The following is a 17,738-nucleotide window of genomic DNA, read 5'->3' on the forward strand; positions in this document are numbered from 1 at the left end:
TCCCTCGAACGTCCTTCGCCGTCGGTCGCCGCGCCCCTATTCCCAGCTCTGAAGCTCGACGACGTTTCCTTCGCAATCGGTCGCGTACACGAACACGGCGCGTCGGCCGTCCTCGTACTCCGCGCGCACGACCTCTCCCAGCTGCCCGCCGCCTTCGCTCTTCACGAGCGTGAGGGTGGCCTCCACGTCGTCCACCTCGAACGCCAGGTGCCCGAAGCCGCAGCGGTTCGCCCGCGGGTCGCCTGCCGCCTCCATCTCGTCGTAGGAGAACACCTCGAGCGTGGGATGGTCGGCGTCGTAACCGGGCAGCAGCAGGTGCTCGCCCGCGAGGTGCGCTCCGGGAATGCCCGTCATGCGGTCGAGCCACTCCCCGCGCAGGTCGCGCTCCTCCCCGATGCTCTTGCAGCCGAGCGCCTTCTTGTAAAAGGCGACCAGCCGCTGCGGGTCGCGTGCGATAACGTTCGTGTGCACGTACTTGATCATACTGCCCCTCCTCGTCCGTCTTGCGTATTCGTTGAAACCGCGCCGACGTCCATCGCGGCGGCACCGCTTTCCTCTTGCGGCGACTTCTCGCCCGTAACCAGGAATATCATGGCTATCATGAGCACGAAGCCCGCCCAGTCGGCGCCCGAGAACGCCGTCCCCAGCCACAGCGCGCTGAACAGCGTGGCGCTCACCGGCTCGATGGCGCCCAGCAGGCTGCCCTTCACCGAGCCCACGATCGACACGCCGTGCAGGTACAACGCGAACGCGGCGAACGTGCCCACTGCGATGATGAGACCGAGCACGACGAAGCCCGCCGCGTCGAGCGTCGGCAGCGCGAGCGAGGCGCCGCCCGCAAGCCCGCTCGCCAGCCACACGAGCAAGGCCGCCACGCCGCCTACGAACATGCCGACGCCCGTGACCGCGAAGCTGCCCCACTGGGCGAAGAGCTTCTTGGGATACATGATGTAGAACGCCACCGACAGCCCGTTCGCGATGCCCCACACCAGGCCCGGCAACGGCAGCGACAGCGCCGACGGATCGCCCTGCGTGGCGATGAGCCATGTGGCGAACATGGCCGCCGCCAGCCCGACGAGCTCCTTCGCCCGCGGCAGCGTGCGACCGATGACGCAGGCGAACAACATGACGAACGCGATGCCCGTGCACTGCAGCACCGTGGCCGTTCCCGCGTTCGTGTAGTCGATGACGACGGCGTAGGTGATCTGGCACAGGTACAGGCCCACCGCGCCGAACACCACGAGACGCCCCGCCGTGCGCCGGTCGCGCAGCATGGCCGCGAGCCTCTCGCGCTGCCGCGCCGCGAGCACGACGAGGAACAGCAGGCCCGCGCCCAGCATGCGCACGGCCGTGACGAACGGAGGCGTGATATCGTAGTTCGACAGCAGGAACTGCGCGCACGCCCCCGAGAACCCCCACAGCCCCGCACCTGCGAGCGCGCACGCGATCCCCCGCCAGAACCGCTGCCGGAAGAAGCGCGCGCCGGCCTGCACGCCCGCGCCGGGCGACGCCGCCTCCGGCTGACGCCGTGCGGGATCCTTCGGCTCTCCCGCCGCCGACGCGGCGGCCCCTTGCGCTCCGCTCTGCGGTGCTGGAGGCTCGACAGTCCGCCGGACCCTCGATTGCCCAGGACGAAAAGCGCTCACGCCAGCTCCTTCAGGAACGCGAACACGGGGCCCAGCAGGTTGTCGCCCTCGTCCAGCTTGAAGTGGCGCAGCGGCAGCTGCAGCTTGCGCTTGTCGGCCAGGTAGCGACCGCCCGCGCGGCGCAGGCCCGTCATCTTGTCGCGCGACACGTCGACGGGCTCCACCACCAAGCGGCCGCCCGTCACCGACACGGTCTTGATGTGGCGCTCGTTCGCGAACGCCTTGATGCGGGCGCGCTCCAACAGGTTCTTCGCGGCCTGCGGCATGTCGGGGCGTTTGTCCGCCAGGTCGGCGGCCACGTCCTCGACGGCCTGCTCCGTCGCGGCCGACGCGATCTTGCGGTACCACAGCACGCGCTCGTCGGCGTCGGGCACGTAGTCCTCGGGCAGGTAGGTGTGCCCCGGAACGTTCACCGTGATGTCCGAGAGCGCGGGCGGCAGCGTGTCCATGGCCTTGAGGTCGCCCTCGCGCGTGGCGGCGACGGCTTGCGACAGCATCTGTGCGAACAGGTCGAAGCCCACGGCCGACATGTTGCCCGACTGCTCGGCGCCCATGAGGCTGCCTGCGCCGCGAATCTCCAGATCGCGCATGGCGATGCGCATGCCGCTGCCCAGGTCGGTGTGCTCGTCGAGCGCGGTGAGGCGCGCCTGCGCCTCCTCGGTCAGGCTCACGTGCTCGGGGAACATGAAGTAGGCGTAGGCCTGTGTGGACGAACGGCCCACGCGCCCCTTCAGCTGGTACATCTGCGCCAGGCCGTAGCGCTGCGAGTCCTCGATGATGAGCGTGTTCGTGTGCGGGTTGTCGATGCCGCTTTCGATGATGGTGGTGGCCACCAGCACGTCCAGCTCGCCGGCGGAGAAGTCCTCCATCACGCGCTCGAGCTCCTCTTTCGACATCTGGCCGTGCGCCACGCCCACGCGCGCCTCGCCGGCGGCCGCCGTCACGCGCCGCACGGCCTCCTCCATGGTGCGCACGCGGTTGGACACGTAGTACACCTGCCCGCCGCGCGCGAGCTCGCGCCGGATGGCGGCGCTCACCAGGTCGGGGTCCCACTCGCCCACGTGCACCTCCACAGGGCGGCGCTCGTCGGGCGGCGTGAGGATGAGGCTCATGTCGCGCACGCCCGACAGCGACATCTGCATGGTGCGCGGGATGGGCGTGGCCGACAGCGTGAGCACGTCGATGGATTCGCGCAGGTTCTTCAGCTGCTCCTTGTGGCCCACGCCGAAACGCTGCTCCTCGTCGATGACCACAAGGCCCAGATCGTGCGGGTTCACGTCGCGCGACAGCAGCCGGTGCGTGCCCACGAGGATGTTCACGTCGCCTTCCTGGAAACCTTTGAGCGCCTCGGCTTGCTGGGCGGGCGTGCGGAAGCGCGAGAGCACCTCCACGCGCACGTCAAACGGCTCGCAGCGCTCCTTGAAGTTCGTGAAGTGCTGCTGCGCCAGGATGGTGGTGGGGCACAGCACCATGACCTGCTTGGAGTCCTGCGTGGCCTTGAAGGCGGCGCGGATGGCCACCTCGGTCTTGCCGAAGCCCACGTCGCCGCACACGAGCCGGTCCATGGGCTTGGCCGATTGCATGTCTGCCTTCACGTCGGCGATGGCCGCCAGCTGGTCGGGCGTCTCCTGGTAGGGGAACGCCTCCTCCATCTCGCGCTGGGCCGCCGTGTCGGGCCCGAAGCGGTAGCCCTGCACCGTGGCGCGGCGCGTGTACACGTCCACGAGGTCGAACGCGAGCTTTTTCGTGGCCGCGCGGGCCTTCTTCATGGCGCGCGACCAGTCGGCCGTGTTCAGGCGCGTGAGGCGCGGGCTCGCGCCCTCGGGCCCCACGTAGCGCGTCACGCGGTCGAGCTGCTCCACCGGCACGTACAGCTTGTCGCCCTCGGCGTACTCCAGCAGCAGGTAGTCGCGCGCCGTGCCGTCCACGTCGCGCCGCACGAGCTCCTTGAAATGCGCCACGCCGTGGGCCGCGTGCACCACGTAGTCGCCCGGCTGGTAGGGAAACGTGATCTCCGTGATGTCCACATGGCGGCTCGGACGCGCCGTAGAGGCCCCCTGCGTGTCCGACACGCTCACCAGCGCCAGCTTCGCCTTCGGGATGATCATGCCAAGCGGCACGTCCACGTCCACCACGTTCACCACGCCCCGCCGCAAGCGGCGCTTGGCGAAGGGCTTGTCATCCTGAGCGGAGCGACCGGAGGGAGCGGAGTCGAAGGATCCCGCGCGGGCCGGCAGGCCGGGAGCGTCATCGGCTGACGCCACACGGGATCCTTCGACTCCGGCCTGCGGCCTCCGCTCAGGATGACAAGGGGAGGCGGCCTGCGGCCTCCCCTCAGAATAATGTCCCAATTGGGGACTGTCCCCAATTGGGACATTTTCGACATCCAGCGACTCCTGGATGGGCAGCCCTTGGTCCACGAACGCCAGCTTCATGTCCTGGCGGGCGCGGAAATTCGGCGCGCTGAACACCACCGTGTAGTCGCCGTCCACGAGCGTTCGCAAACGCCCGTACAGCTTGTCGGGATGGCCCGCCACCTCCACGCGCTTCACGGGCAGCTCGTCGTCGATGTGCCCGCCCACGCGCATGATGGACACGTAGGTGGCGCGCTGACCTTCGCCGAAGCTCACGCCGCCCGGCTCGGCGTACAGGCCTTGGAGCGCGAGGCCCGAGCCCTTCGCCCGCCCTGCGACGTCGTCGTGCGCGTGCGCCATGTCGTCGAACAGCGAGCGCGGCTCCACGAGCGCGGTGAGCGCGCCGGGGCGCACGTAGTCGCCGAGCGTGGACGTGGTGTTGTACAGATAGGGCAAAAGCACGTCCGAGCCGTCGAAGCGCAGGCCGCCGTCCAGCTTCTCCAGCACGTCGCGCAGGGCGGCGTTCGTCGCGGCGGGGCGCTCGAGCTTCTGGCGCGCGCGGGCGAGGGCGCTCTTCGTGGCCGCGAACTCCACGACGGGGTACGCCTCCGCGCGGGGCAGCGCTTGGATGGTCTGCCCCGTGGTGGGCACGATGCGGCGGATCTCGTCCAGCTCGTCGCCGAAGAAGTCAAGGCGCACGGGATACACCAGGTTGCCGGGGAACACGTCGACGGTGCCGCCGCGCACGGCGAACGTGCCGGGTCCGTCCAGCTCGCCGGTGTTCTGGTAGCCCCGCTCCTCGAGAGCGCGCGCCACGTCGCCGAACTCGGCCACGCCGGCCGCCGGGGCGCCCTCCATGTCCGCGAGCTCGCGTCCCGCCTCGAACACCAGGGGCAGAAACACGTTCGACCCCGCCGGGGGCAGCGTGCGCACGAGCGCGCGGGCGCTGGCCACCACCACGACCTCGCGCCCCGACGCCAGCGCATGCACGGCCTCCATGCGTCGCGCCACCTGCGCCGGATCGCTCGCTTTCGGGGCGAAGGGATAGTCGGAGCGCTCGGGGAAGCGCATGACGCGCTCGTCGCCCAAATACGCCGCCACCTGCCGGGAAAACGCCAGCGCCGCGTCCTCGCCCGCCACCACCACGAGCGTCGTCTGGGGCTTGTGCGCGAACCTCGCGGCCACCAGGAAAGGTCGTGCCGAGGACGCCACCCCCAGCGTGCCGTCCTCGCCTGCGTCGAGCTTGCCCCAGAACGCGTCGAGGCAGCCCGATTTCTCCAGCGTGAAGGTGAGCGAGTCTATGAGCATGGCGGTGTCCTCTTCCGTATGCGAACAGCACGAAAAGCCGCGATTGGCGGCTTCATGCAAGGTTTCTGCTCGCCGCCCGCGCAAGGGCGCGAACGGCGCTGCCGATTCTACCACCCGAGCGCACCTCGCACGACGCGCGATGACGCCCCGTGAAGGAGAAACCACAGGCGCGGAAGCGGAAGCGGTCGAGCGCGGCCGCATGCGTTCCTTCCGTTTCGGCGGAAGGGGCCGCGGCTTGCATGAACCGCGGCCTTTCCTTTGCATGAGCCTTTGCGCGAAGGCGGCGTGCGGGAAACCGAGGATCGCGCCGTGAATCCTGCGGGCGCATTGTCTATACTGGACGGGACGGAAAGTACCTGTCGGGATAAGGAGCGCCCATGGCACGAGAGACGATGAAGGCCAAGCGCGAGCGCGCGCTTCGTGTGGCCGAGCGCATGAACGAGCACTACCCCGCAGCCGAGTGCGCGCTCGTTTACGGCGGCGACCCGTTCCGCCTGACCATCGCCGTGCTGCTGAGCGCGCAGACCACCGACAAGGGCGTGAACAAGGTGACGCCCGCGCTGTGGGAACGCTACCCCACGCCGGCCGACCTGGCGGCTGCCGACGTGCGCGACGTGGAGGACATCATCCGCACCATCGGCTTCTACCACACGAAGGCCGCCAACGTCGTCAAATGCGCCCGCCTCGTGGTGAGCGAGTACGGCGGCGAGATCCCGCGCGACATAAACGAGCTTCAGAAGCTGCCCGGCGTGGGCCGCAAGACGGCGAACGTCGTGCTGAACGAGGCTTATCACATCGTGGAGGGAATCGCCGTGGACACGCACGTGTTCCGCATCGCCCACCGGCTGAAGTTCGCCGGCCCGTCCGCCGACACGCCGGCCAAGACGGAGGACGCGCTGCTCAAGCTGTACCCGCGCGAATATTGGGGGCCCATCAACCACCAGTGGGTGCTGTTCGGCCGCGAGACGTGCATCGCGCGCAAGCCGAAGTGCGGAACCTGCTTCCTCGGCGACCTCTGCCCCAGCTGCGGCAGGGCGTAGGGGCCTCCGGCGTCCCGGCACTCGAGGCGCGGGCTTCTATCGAGAACGCCTCAAGCGCCTCGTCCCCACGGCAAGGCCCGCCGTCGCGACCACCGCGAGCGCACCTGTCGCGGCAAGCGGCAGAGCGGCGGAATCGCCGGTCGGCGCGAGCGCGACGCGCTTCGCTTGCGGGGCGCTCGCCTGCGACGCATCGGCATCGGGAAGCGGCTGGGGGTCGATGGGGGCCGGGTCGGGAACAGGGTCGGGAACGGGAGCAGGGTCGACCGGAGCCGACCTTGCGGTCGTGTACGCCTTCAGGACGGCGTTGCCCATGCGCAAGCCTTCGCCGTTCATGGCGCCCGAGGCCGGATCGTACCAGAAATCCTCGCCGCCCGTCTCGTCGTCGGCGCATAAGCTCTGCCCGGGCTCGCACGTCAGATCGGCACCCCCGATGCTCTCGTCCTCGATCTCGGCCGACACCTGGAACCTCCCGTTCGGAAAGCGGATCGTGGACACCACGCTGAACGTGTCGCCCGGGGCGATCTCGAACGCATCCTCGCCGAGATCGAACGTGAGCTGGCCCGCGTACTCGAGGGTTTCCGACATGCTCCACACCTGCTCGCCGCTACGCGGATCGAGCTCGCCGGTGGGCGACGCGCCGGAGGGGTTCTTGTACACCGCGATGTCCACCTGACTGCCCGCCGCATCGACGATGGCGCTCACCGCTCGAACCGTCTCGTAATCGCGCGCTGCGAACACGTTGGCGAACCACATCCGCGTTTTGCTGCTGTACATGGCATCCCCGAAGCCCGCGCCGTCGTACTGGTATATGCCGTCGTACACGTGATCGGTCTCGGCTCCGCGGTAGTCGGCATCCTCGGCCTCGTAGAACGTCGGCTGGCTGAACGACGTGTCGTAGTAGGAGAGGTAGAAGTACCCCTCGTCTCCAAAGCCCGTTCCCCAGCTGTTCTTGACGATCCATGCGCCGTCGTCTGCGGGCTGCGTGGAGAATCTTTCCTTGGAGAACGTATCGTCCCAGCCGACGATGGAAACCTCGTGGTTCGCGAGCACGGCCGCATCCTCGTCCCTTCCGGTGTAGCAATAGGCGCTCGCATCGGGGTTCCAGTAGTCAGACGACCCTTTCAAGGGGTTGGCCTGCGCCTCGTCGGCGTAATAGCCGACGCTCAAAGCGCCGTTGTCCATGAGGAAGGCCTTGACGGCTTCGACGGCGGCGGCATCGTGGCGGTAGTCCAGCGTGCCGTCTTCCTTGCGAACGTACTCGTTCGGCTCGGGCAGGTAGACGACGTTCTGCACGTGCAGGAATGATTCCGTGCGAAGGTCGAGGTCGGGCGCGCCCATCCCCGGCTCGCTGCTGAGCGGCGCGCTCGCCTCGTCCACCGTGCCGTACCAGCGCATCAGCGTCGGGCCCGACTTCCATCGGCCTCCGCCGGCATTGTAGGGGTCGTCCGACACGAACGTATCCGCACCGGCCCAGAAGCTCGCATCCTCGCTGTCGTCCGCGCCGTTGTACGTATACCAGACGAGATGGCGCTCCGATAGGTCGGTGTCGCCCGCATGGCCGCTGACGATCAGGCCGGACTCCAGCGATGAGAGCGCCCCGAAGGCCCAGCAATCGCCGTATGGACTCTGGTTCTTCACGCCCGTGGCGAAGCTCGCGCCGCCCACATCGCGCGGATCGAACTTCTCCGGCAGCGCGGCGTACAGGGAAACGCCCGATCCCGCGTTCAAGAGCGACGTGTCGTACAGGCTGAACACCGGCCCGCGCTCGTTTTGAACGACCTCGCCCAGAGGGGTCTTCGACGAAAGGCCGGCAGTGGGTTCGGCGAAGGCGGGCGCCGAGGGAAACACTGCGAACAATGCGAAAGCTGTCAGCACGCATGCCGCAGCACGGAGTTGACTAATGCGGGCTGTTCTCATGGCGTCCCCCTGTCGACGGAATCGCTCGTAGTGTAGCGCCTCCGAGCAAGAGGCGGCACCTTGGAAAACGCGCGGCGCCTTCTCAGCCGGACGAACGGAAGGGGCAAGCTGTCGCCATGAGGGCACCGCGATCGCCCGCATGGCGAAGCGCGCGACGCGCTTCCCCGGCGACCTTCACCCGCAGCTGTGGTAAGGTGTAGGGTTCCCAAAACCTTCTTCGGCGAAAGGACCCGCTCATGGAAACCCTTTCCATCATCGGCGCGCGCGAGGGGAACCTGCGCGACGTGACGCTGCACATCCCCAAGAACCGGCTGGTCGTGTTCACGGGGGTTTCGGGATCGGGCAAGTCGACCCTGCTCGTGGACGTGCTGTTCAACGAATGCCAGCGGCTCTACCTGGAGGCCATGTCGCTGCAGGGCATCCGCAAGCCCGCCGTCGAACGCGTGAAGGGCGCCTCCCCCGCCGTCGCCATCCTGCAGAACGACGCGAACAAGAACCCGCGCTCCACCGTGGGCACGCTCACCGACGTGTACACCGCCCTGCGCATGGTCTACGAGAAGCTGGGCGAATACCCCTGCCCGCACTGCGGGACGACCATCTGCGCAGCCGACTGCTTCGAGGAGAGCGAGCGCGTAGGCGACGACTTCCACGTGCATATGTGCTGCAGCGCGTGCGGGGAGCGCCTGGACAAGATCACGCGAACCGACTTCTCGTTCAACACGCCGGAAGGCGCCTGCCCCGCCTGCGAGGGCCTTGGGCGCGTGCTCTCAGTGGACCGCGCCGCCGCCGTGGACGAGAGCAGGTCGCTCGAAGACGGCGCCGTGGCCTTCTGGGCGGCGAAATACCGGGACTACCAGATAGGGGTGTTCCGCGCGGCGTGCCGGCACTTCGGCCTGCCCGACCCCGCGAACATGCCCGTGGCCGCGTTCGACGAAGTGCAGAAGGCCCTGCTCTACGAAGGGGCGGAAGCCGACGCCCTCGCACGGGCGCTGCCGCACTTCGAACCCCCGAAGAAGGTGGCCGACGGACGCTTCGAGGGCGTGGTCCCGCAGCTCATGCGGCGGGTGGCCGAGCACGGCGCGGATGCGAAGAACGTGCATCCCTACCTCGTCCAGGCCCCCTGCCCCGACTGCGGCGGCGAACGGCTGCGCGCGCGAAGCCGCGCCGTCACGGTGGCGGGTACGCGGCTGCCGGAGCTGTCCGGCGCCACGCTGCGCGGGCTCTCGACCTGGGTGCGGAACCTCGACGCCCGGCTGGACGGCACGCGGCGGACGCTCGTGGAGGACTACCTGCTGGATTTGTCCACGAAGCTCACGCGCATCGCCGCCGTGGGGCTGGACTACCTGACGCTCGACCGCGCCACAGTCACGCTCTCGGGCGGCGAGCTGCAGCGGCTGCGCCTCTCGGCCATCCTGGACTCGGAGCTCTCCGGCGTCGTCTACATCCTGGACGAGCCCACGGCGGGCCTGCACCCGCGGGACACGGCTGGGCTCGTGGACATCCTGCGCCGCCTGCGCGACCTGGGCAACAGCGTGCTCGTCATCGAGCACGACCCGGACGTCATGCGCGCCGCCGACCATCTGGTGGACCTGGGTCCCGGCGCGGGCACCTGCGGAGGCCGCGTGGTGGCCGAGGGGTCGCTGGCCGATCTGGCCGCCGCGCCCGACTCGGCCACGGGACGCTTCCTCGCGCGGAAGCCCGCCTTGAAGCGGGCGGTCCGCACGCCGGACGCCCCGCCCGTCCGCATCCGCAACGCCACGCGGTTCAACCTGCGCCATCTCGACGCGGACGTCCCAACCGGGTGCCTCGTCACGGTGACGGGGCTGTCGGGCTCGGGCAAGTCCACCCTCGTGTTCGAGGTCCTGGCTCGCGGCGACGCCGCAGGGCCCGAGAACGCCGTGGCCGGCTGCGAGCGGTTCGACCGCATCGCTGCCGTGGGCCAAAGCCCCGTCGCGCGCATGAAACGCTCGAACGTGGCCACGTACATCGACGCGTGGTCCGACATCCGCGGCGCGTTCGCACGCACGGAAGAGGCGCGCGCCCTAGGTCTTTCGGCCGCGTCGTTCTCGTTCAACACGCCGGGCGGGCGCTGCGAGACGTGCGAGGGCATGGGCACCGTCGCGAACAACCTGCTGTTCTTCCTGGACACCGAGGTTCCCTGCCCCACCTGCCATGGGCAGCGGTTCCACGACGACGTGCTGTCGATGCGGCTGGACGGCCGCTCCATCGTGGACGTGCTGGCGCTCTCGGTGGGCGAGGCGGCGGCCGCGTTCGCCGACCGTCCGAAGATCGCCCGCGCGCTCGGCCTCCTGCAGGACGTGGGGCTGGGCTACCTGCAGCTGGGACAGTCGCTCACCACGCTCTCGGGCGGCGAGGCGCAGCGCCTCAAACTGGCGAAGGAGCTGCTGGCCGGAGGGCGCACGCGCACGCTCTACCTGCTGGACGAGCCCACGAGCGGCCTGCACCCGCAGGACGTCGAGCACTTCCTCGAGCTGCTGGACCGCCTGGTGGACGGCGGCAACACCGTCGTGGTGGTGGAGCACAACCAGCAGGTGGTGTGCGCGAGCGACTGGATCATCGACCTCGGCCCCGAAGGCGGCGAGGCGGGAGGGCGCGTGATGTTCGCGGGAACGCCCGCCGACCTCGTGGAACACGGCGAAGGCGCCACGGCCGACTGCCTGCGCACGGCGCTGGAGGCCCGATAGAGAACACACGCCGCACGCTTTGCGGAAACCTCGCAACGCAAGACCTTACGACGGCGAAAACATCGCACCGGCGAGTATTCGCCTCTTGACTTGGAGTGCGCTCTAAGCGATATGGTGGGATGCGCAAAACGAACAACGGGCATTGCAAGCCGATACGATGCCCGCTCAAACCGCAAGACGAAAACCAAGGAGGCCCCATCATGGACAACGAGCTGAACGACGTCTTCCCGCGCGGCGAGAAGAACCCCTACGGCCAGTACTTCATCGGCCAGAGCTACCTGAACATGCTGTCCACCGAGCAGGTGGGCGTGGGCAACGTCACGTTCGAGCCGGGATGCCGCAACAACTGGCACATCCACCACGCCGACGAGGGCGGCGGGCAGATCCTGCTGGTCACGGGCGGTCGCGGCTGGTACCAGGAATGGGGGAAGCCCGCCCGCGCGCTCGAGCAGGGCGACGTGGTGAACATCCCCGCCAACGTGAAGCACTGGCACGGCGCGGCCGCCGACAGCTGGTTCGCGCACCTGGCCGTGGAAGTGCCCGCCGTGAACGGCACGAACGAGTGGTGCGAGCCCGTGGGCGACGAGGAGTACGCCGCGCTGTGACGCGCGCCGCCGGGGAGGGGACGCATCCGCATCGGCATCACCGACGACGGCATCCGTGTCGCGAGCCCGATCGGCCGACCTCTCCATCGCCGGCCACTCAAGAAACAGAGGCCCGCCGTCAAACGCACCTTACAGAATGCGCTTGATGCGGTCGATGCGCGCTTGGATGCCGCAGCATACGAGATCGACGCGGTCGGAGATCGCACGGTTCTGCGACAGGATACCCGCAGCCTCGTCGGCGAAGCCGTCGAGCGCATCGAGGTCGAGCCACGAGTAGTCCTGCACGAGCCGGAGCTGACGATTCGGATCTTCGTAAAAGGGTTTCGCGGCGAACGAGAAATCGCCCGCGCGCAAGCGCCCGACGGGCGCGTCGCACCATAGGCTGTTGCCGCTGTCGAACAACGGCGCAACCCGGCATTCCAGCGTCTCCACGTTGCGCACGAGTCCGAAGTTGCGCCAATGCCGGTCGAAGTTGCCCAGAATGTCGTCGCACACGATCATCTTCTCAAGCGATCGCTCGACGCCCTCGACCCCCAGCGCAACGCAACATTCGAGATAATGCCGGTAGTCGCTGTGATGGTTGGCTTGGCGTTTCGATCGTCTAACATAGAATGCGGGCAGGTACTCCTCCTCAGGCGACACGAAATCCTCGCATAGGCACACCGCGCCCGACGCCCCCTCTCGCAGGCGGTACGCCAGATACTCCCCCGGCTGCAGCAACCGTCGGTGCAGCGCGGTCGCCACCGTCTCGTTGTACGGTTCCTGATTGAGAACCGATCCGCCTTTCGCCAGCAGGAGCGCCCCTCCGTCGCGCACCCATTTCTTCGGGAGCTGCCCTTCGGACGTGTTGTCGGGCGAATCGAGCCCCACGCCGGAAAGCCACGGCGAGCCGACCTTCATGTCGGCGAAGTCGTTGTCGAAGTAATTGACGTCCTCCCACCGAATGTTGCCGCCCGCAGGCCGGATCCAGTACTGGTCGGAAAGCGACAGCCCCAGATTCCGAAACGGAATCTGGTACGCGGCCTCGTACCCGAGCTCGGCCAGCTTCGCCTGCATGCCGGCTCGCGACCCGGGGATGGCGCGGTGCTTCCACCAATGCTCCAACGCCTTGACCGACGCCTTCGCGGCGCGGGGGGAAACCATTCCGAGAGGAGCCCGGGCGGCGTCCGTCACGTCGCCAGCTTCGACGAACGCCCCGCGTTCGACGTCGTAGTCGAACGAGAGAACCCGGTGCGTCCGGTTCATGAGCTCGAACGTCCGCACCGCGGAAGCGTCCTTCGCCTTGCCGCGCCGGCCGCCGCGGGCAGCGCCTTCGGCCATGCGCGCCTCGACGCTCGCGCGATCGACCAGCCAGATGCCGCCGGCTTTCTCCGCGGACAGTGCTCCGCTTTCGACCAGTTGGTACGCACGGGGCCTGCTGACGCCCAAAAGAGCGGCGGCCTCCGCGACGGTCAAGTCGAACGCCATACGGCATCTCCCTTCAACAATCCTATCGTATTTTATAGAGCTCAATTCATTTAAGCTATTTCATTATACCTATAAAATTTTATAGGTATAAGCCTTCGCAATCGACGCTTGGATAATATGGCGCTTCTCGCTTGACTTGAAGCGTGCTCCAAGGTGTTCAATAGCCTTGCGCCGAACGCGTCCGCACATAGACGCGTTCGGCGGTATCATGAACGCATGACGAAACGGACGAGGGAGATGCTATGCGGTACCGCATGCTGGGCAGAACCGGCCTGGAAGTGAGCGAGATCGGCTTCGGAGCCGAGTGGATGGAAAAGAAGTCGGCCTCCGAGGTGAAGGCCGTCGCGGACGCCTGCGCCGAGGCCGGCATCAACATCATGGACTGCTGGATGGCGGGGCCGGAGGTGCGCAGCAACTTAGGGAAGGCCATCGCGGGCAACCGCGACCGCTGGATCATCCAAGGCCACATCGGCTCCACCTGGCAGGACGGCCAGTACGTGCGCACGCGCGACTTGGGCGTCGTGCGCCACGCGTTCGAAGACCTGCTCGAGCGCCTGGGCACCGACCACGTGGAGCTGGGCATGATCCACTACGTGGACGACGTGGAGGAGTACGAGGGCATCATGGCCGGCGACTTCATCGCCTATGTGCGCGAGCTGAAGGCGGCGGGCACCGTGCGTCACATCGGGCTTTCCACCCACAGCCCCCAGGTGGCGAAGCTGGCCGCGCTCTCCGGCGAGATCGAGGCCGTCATGTTCAGCGTGAACCCCGCCTTCGACCTGCTGCCCGCCACAGCCAGCCTGGACGACGCGTTCACGTTCGACTACGACGACTCGCTGGGAGGCATGGATCCCGCCCGCGCCGAGTTCTACGCGCTCTGCGAGCGCGAGGACGTGGGAATCACCGTCATGAAGGGCTACGCGGGCGGCCGCCTGTTCAACGCCGACGCGTCGCCGTTCGGCGTGGCGCTCACGCCCGTGCAGTGCGTCCACTACGCGCTCACCCGCCCCGCCGTCGCCAGCATCATGGCCGGCTTCGACACGGCGGCGCACGTGGCGGACGCCTGCGCTTACGAGACCGCGACCGACGAGGAGCGCGACTACGCCAGCACGCTGGCCGGCGCGCCGAAGCACGCCTACTTCGGCCAGTGCACGTACTGCGGCCACTGCGCGCCCTGCCCCTCCGGCATCGACATCGCCACGGTGAACAAGTTCTTAGACCTGGCGCTCATGCAGGACGAGGTGCCCGCCTCGGTGCGCGCCCACTACGAGGCGCTCGACGCGAACGCCGCCGACTGCCCCGGCTGCCAGTCGTGCGAGCCGCGCTGCCCCTTCGGCGTGCCCGTCGCGACCCGCATGGAGCAGGCGGCCGCGCTGTTCGCCTAACAATCGCTCGAGGGCCGCCCTGTCGAGCGCCCCTCTTCGTCGCCAGCAACGCAATGCATGGACGTCTGCGTCGCAGCATTTTTCGACAGGGTCGGGGTTGGACAGGGTCGGCATCCCATCATCGAGATACGTCTCCTCGAGTTCCGACAGGACGGTCTCGCCTACTCCAACGGCATCACCAACCGCCGACTCTTGAAAGCATATTGCTGAAGAGAGAGAAAAAAAAAAGGGGGGGGGGTCGAACCCACTTCGCTTTCAAGGAACCAATGGAAGCGACCCGCGCGGGCATATCCGCGCAGGTCGCTCAACGACGCGCGATGCTCATCGACCCCAGCCCGAAACCGAATCGTCGTCGGCCGGCATGCGGCAGCCCACGATACCGGTTCGAAGGTGGACATGCCGATCCGTGCCACAAAAACCGAGTTCAGGGAATGCCGGAGTCTTCATGAACAAGCCCCTTTTGACGATCGGACACGAAACCGCAGGTCACGTTTCTCAAACATTGCACGAAAGGACCCCGTGCCTCGACGACGATTACCTGAACTCGGTTTTCGTGCCAAAATGGGGGCCTCCGCCACGCCTTTGCCGAAACGCACAAAGCGGCAGCTAGCGGCTTTGGTATCGCACGATCACGAGGGGTCTGCGTCAACGACAGCCTTAACGCGTCATCCCGGCATGCCAGCGCCCTATAGATAGGAGTCTCCTCGCAAACCTCACGCGTGCAATTCGTTGTCGAAAGGATCGCTTTCGCCCCATTGGGCACAGCTTTTCCGAAAACTTCCCTGTTCGCCATATTCGGCCGGAAAACCTTGAGGAGATTCCGAGCAGTCCCTTGACTTGGAGCATGCTCCAAGGTGTTAACTGTAACCATAACGAACACGCAAGAGAATGGAGCACATCATGCAACCAGCCATCACTGACGCAGCCAAAGCCCGCCGCGAGAGGATGTCGCCCGGCTACGCCGCGTCGTCGTTCCTGGAAACCGACCCCGAGTTCGTCGAGCGCTTCGACAACTTCGCCTTCGACGAGGTGGTGAACACCGAGGGCGCCGGCGGCGACCTCGACGACCGCACGCGCTTCATGGCCATCCTCGCCACGCTGCTGGGCTGCCAGGGCATCGACGCCTTCCGCGGCTTTCTGCACGCGGCGCTCGAGATGGGCGTGACGCCCGTGGAAGCGAAGGAGATCGTGTACCAGGCCACGGCCTATCTGGGAATCGGACGCGTCCTGCCGTTCCTGCACGCCGCCAACGAGGTGCTGGCCGAGCGCGGCGTGGCGCTGCCGCTCGAGTCCCAGGCGAACACCACGCCGGACACCCGTCTCGAGGCCGGCATCCAGGCGCAGGTGGACATCTTCGGCGAGGGCATGCGCGACTTCTGGCAGAGCGGCCCGGAGGATCGCCGCCACATCAACCGCTGGCTCGCCGGCAACTGCTTCGGCGACTGGTACACCCGGGGCGGCCTGACGCTGCCCGAGCGCGAGATGGTCACGTTCTGCTTCCTGGCCGCGCAGGGCGGCTGCGAGCCGCAGCTCGCAAGCCACGCCGCCGCCAACATGCGGATGGGCAACGACCGGGCCTTCCTCGTGAAGGTGGTGTCGCAGTGCGTGCCCTACATCGGCTACCCGCGCAGCCTGAACGCCCTGCGCTGCGTCGACGAGGCAGCGAGCCAAGCGGAGTAACGCGCGAAAGAAGGCGGGGGAAGGCATCGCGCATACCCTCCCGCCTTCCCGGAAACCAGCAACTCCATCCTTGTTGTGCGAATGGGGCGACCGGCACCGCGACGACGGCCCCGACCACGCGGCCCCCAGCGACGATGCGCCCGTTCGACTTCGAGCGAGACGACCGCGGACGCGACCGGCCGATCGCGTCCGGCACCCCCCCCCCCGCGTCGCGGCCTTGACAATACTTTGATGTCAAAGTATGATGCCTGAGCATCCGGCGCATCGAAAGGAGCCCGCCTTGCGCGGCACCGTCAACCAATTGGCCCGCACCCTCGCCCTGGCGAACCGCTATCTGGTCGAGCAGCTCGAGCGGCAGGGGTTGAGCGGCATCGCGCCGTCGCACGGCGATATCTTCGTGCAGCTCTTCGCGCACGGCGAGCTGCCCATGAGCGAGCTGGCCCAGCGCATCGGTCGCGACCCGTCCACCGTCACCGCCCTGGTGAAGAAGCTCGCGGCAGGCGGCTACGTGGCCACCGCGAAGCAGGCCGACGACAAACGCGTGGTGCTGGTGAAGCTCACCGACCGGGGCCGCAGCCTCCAACCTGCGTTCGAATCCATCTCTAACGCCCTCGTCGACGTGCAGCATCGCGGCTTGAGCGGAGACGACCTGGAAGCGCTCGACCGCATGCTCCGCACGATGCAGGAGAACTTCGAAACCGCTCTGAAGGGAGAACCCGTATGAACCTCGAATCAGCCCGTCCCCGCCGCCTAGCGGCGGCCCTCGCCGCGCTCGCGCTCGCCGCGGCCGCGCTTTTCGCGCTCGCCGCCTGCTCGTCGCCGAGCGACGGTTCCGACACGCCCGCGAACAGCGGCAACGGCAAGGACAAGACCCTCACCGTGGCCATGGAGCTGGCCTATCCCCCGTTCGAGACGAAGGACGACGCCGGCGAGCCGAGCGGCGTTTCCGTCGACTTCATGAGGGACTTCGGCGATGCCTACGGCTACGACGTGGTCATCGAGAACACCGCGTTCGACGGCCTCATCCCCATGGTGCAGACCGGCAAGGCCGACTGCCTTATGTCGTCCATCACCATCACCGATGCGCGCAAGGAGTCGGTTGACTTCTCCGACCCGTACGCCCAGGCGCAGCTCGCCATCCTTGCGAACGCCCAATCGGGTATCGGCAGCATCGACGATTTGAACCAAGCGGGCAAGAAGGTGGCCGTGAAAACCGGCTCCACCGGCGACGTGTACGCCACGAAGAACCTGACAAACGCCGAGATCGTGCGCCTGGCCGACGAGAGCGCCTGCGTGACCGAAGTGGTGCAGGGCAAGGCCGACGGCTTCCTGTACGACCAGCTCACCATCTACCGCAACAACCAGAAGAACCCGGATACCACCGAAGCCGTGTTCATCCCGTTCCAAGACCCCGAGTCGTGGGGCATCGCCGTGGCCAAGGGCAACGACGAGCTGCTGGGGCAGCTGAACGAGTTCATCGCCCAGAGCAAGGAAAACGGCGAGTTCGACCGCCTGACCGAGAAGTACCTCTCCTCCGAGAAGGCCGCGTTCGACGAGCTGGGCTTCAAGTGGTTCTTCGAATTCGAGTAGTCCGCAGCCTCCCCGTTCGAACCGTTTGACGAAAGGCCCGC

12 protein-coding genes are annotated in these 17,738 nt (G+C 67.4%); 7 read left to right on the plus strand and 5 right to left on the minus strand.

The window, feature by feature from the left end; genetic code table 11:
• Positions 1 to 36: 36 nt before the first annotated feature.
• From C1878_RS12155 to mfd, 3 genes are read right to left on the minus strand one after another with little or no spacing between them, the layout of a single operon-like run.
• Positions 37 to 483, minus strand: a complete 447-nt coding sequence (locus C1878_RS12155) for a VOC family protein (RefSeq protein WP_114601893.1) — start codon at positions 481 to 483, stop codon at positions 37 to 39.
• Positions 480 to 1,646 carry a DMT family transporter gene (locus C1878_RS12160; RefSeq protein WP_241963727.1) on the minus strand — a complete coding sequence of 389 codons (1,167 nt, stop codon included), beginning with the start codon at positions 1,644 to 1,646 and terminating at the stop codon, positions 480 to 482. Before C1878_RS12160 ends, C1878_RS12155 begins: the two co-directional genes overlap by 4 nt.
• Positions 1,643 to 5,308, minus strand: coding sequence for a transcription-repair coupling factor (gene mfd / locus C1878_RS12165; RefSeq protein WP_114601895.1), 3,666 nt, complete (start codon positions 5,306 to 5,308; stop codon positions 1,643 to 1,645). Before mfd ends, C1878_RS12160 begins: the two co-directional genes overlap by 4 nt.
• A 377-nt stretch (positions 5,309 to 5,685) precedes the next feature.
• Between mfd and nth the strand changes: the two genes are divergently transcribed.
• On the plus strand, positions 5,686 to 6,348 hold the full coding sequence (nth, locus tag C1878_RS12170; RefSeq protein WP_114601896.1) for an endonuclease III: 663 nt from the start codon (positions 5,686 to 5,688) through the stop codon (positions 6,346 to 6,348).
• A 36-nt stretch (positions 6,349 to 6,384) separates the two neighbouring features.
• Here nth and C1878_RS12175 read toward each other — a convergent pair whose 3' ends face one another.
• Positions 6,385 to 8,265 (minus strand): lectin like domain-containing protein, encoded by a 1,881-nt coding sequence (locus tag C1878_RS12175; RefSeq protein WP_158539806.1) that lies wholly within the window; start codon positions 8,263 to 8,265, stop codon positions 6,385 to 6,387.
• Positions 8,266 to 8,501: 236 nt separating this feature from the next.
• Between C1878_RS12175 and C1878_RS12180 the strand changes: the two genes are divergently transcribed.
• A complete protein-coding gene (locus tag C1878_RS12180; RefSeq protein WP_114601898.1) occupies positions 8,502 to 10,970 on the plus strand; it encodes an excinuclease ABC subunit UvrA in 2,469 nt (822 codons plus the stop codon).
• A gap of 200 nt (positions 10,971 to 11,170) precedes the next feature.
• Complete coding sequence (locus tag C1878_RS12185) at positions 11,171 to 11,575, plus strand: cupin domain-containing protein (RefSeq protein ID WP_114601899.1); 405 nt, start codon at positions 11,171 to 11,173, stop codon at positions 11,573 to 11,575.
• A gap of 129 nt (positions 11,576 to 11,704) precedes the next feature.
• Here C1878_RS12185 and C1878_RS12190 read toward each other — a convergent pair whose 3' ends face one another.
• Complete coding sequence (locus C1878_RS12190; RefSeq protein ID WP_114601900.1) at positions 11,705 to 13,042, minus strand: DNA-binding protein; 1,338 nt, start codon at positions 13,040 to 13,042, stop codon at positions 11,705 to 11,707.
• A 242-nt stretch (positions 13,043 to 13,284) separates the two neighbouring features.
• Here C1878_RS12190 and C1878_RS12195 point away from each other — a divergent pair, with 242 nt between their 5' ends.
• From C1878_RS12195 to C1878_RS12210, 4 genes are all read left to right on the plus strand, one after another.
• Complete coding sequence (locus tag C1878_RS12195) at positions 13,285 to 14,427, plus strand: aldo/keto reductase (RefSeq protein WP_114601901.1); 1,143 nt, start codon at positions 13,285 to 13,287, stop codon at positions 14,425 to 14,427.
• 900 nt (positions 14,428 to 15,327) lie between these two features.
• Positions 15,328 to 16,107: a carboxymuconolactone decarboxylase family protein gene (locus C1878_RS12200; protein WP_114601960.1), complete on the plus strand. Its 780-nt coding sequence runs from the start codon at positions 15,328 to 15,330 to the stop codon at positions 16,105 to 16,107.
• A gap of 280 nt (positions 16,108 to 16,387) precedes the next feature.
• Positions 16,388 to 16,831, plus strand: coding sequence for a MarR family winged helix-turn-helix transcriptional regulator (locus tag C1878_RS12205; protein ID WP_199519344.1), 444 nt, complete (start codon positions 16,388 to 16,390; stop codon positions 16,829 to 16,831).
• Positions 16,828 to 17,697, plus strand: coding sequence for a transporter substrate-binding domain-containing protein (locus C1878_RS12210; RefSeq protein WP_114601902.1), 870 nt, complete (start codon positions 16,828 to 16,830; stop codon positions 17,695 to 17,697). The genes C1878_RS12205 and C1878_RS12210 overlap by 4 nt, the downstream gene beginning before the upstream one ends.
• The last annotated feature ends 41 nt before the right edge of the window (positions 17,698 to 17,738 follow it).

Origin of the sequence: Gordonibacter sp. 28C (genome assembly GCF_003339845.1) — a bacterium.
Classification (GTDB): domain Bacteria; phylum Actinomycetota; class Coriobacteriia; order Coriobacteriales; family Eggerthellaceae; genus Gordonibacter.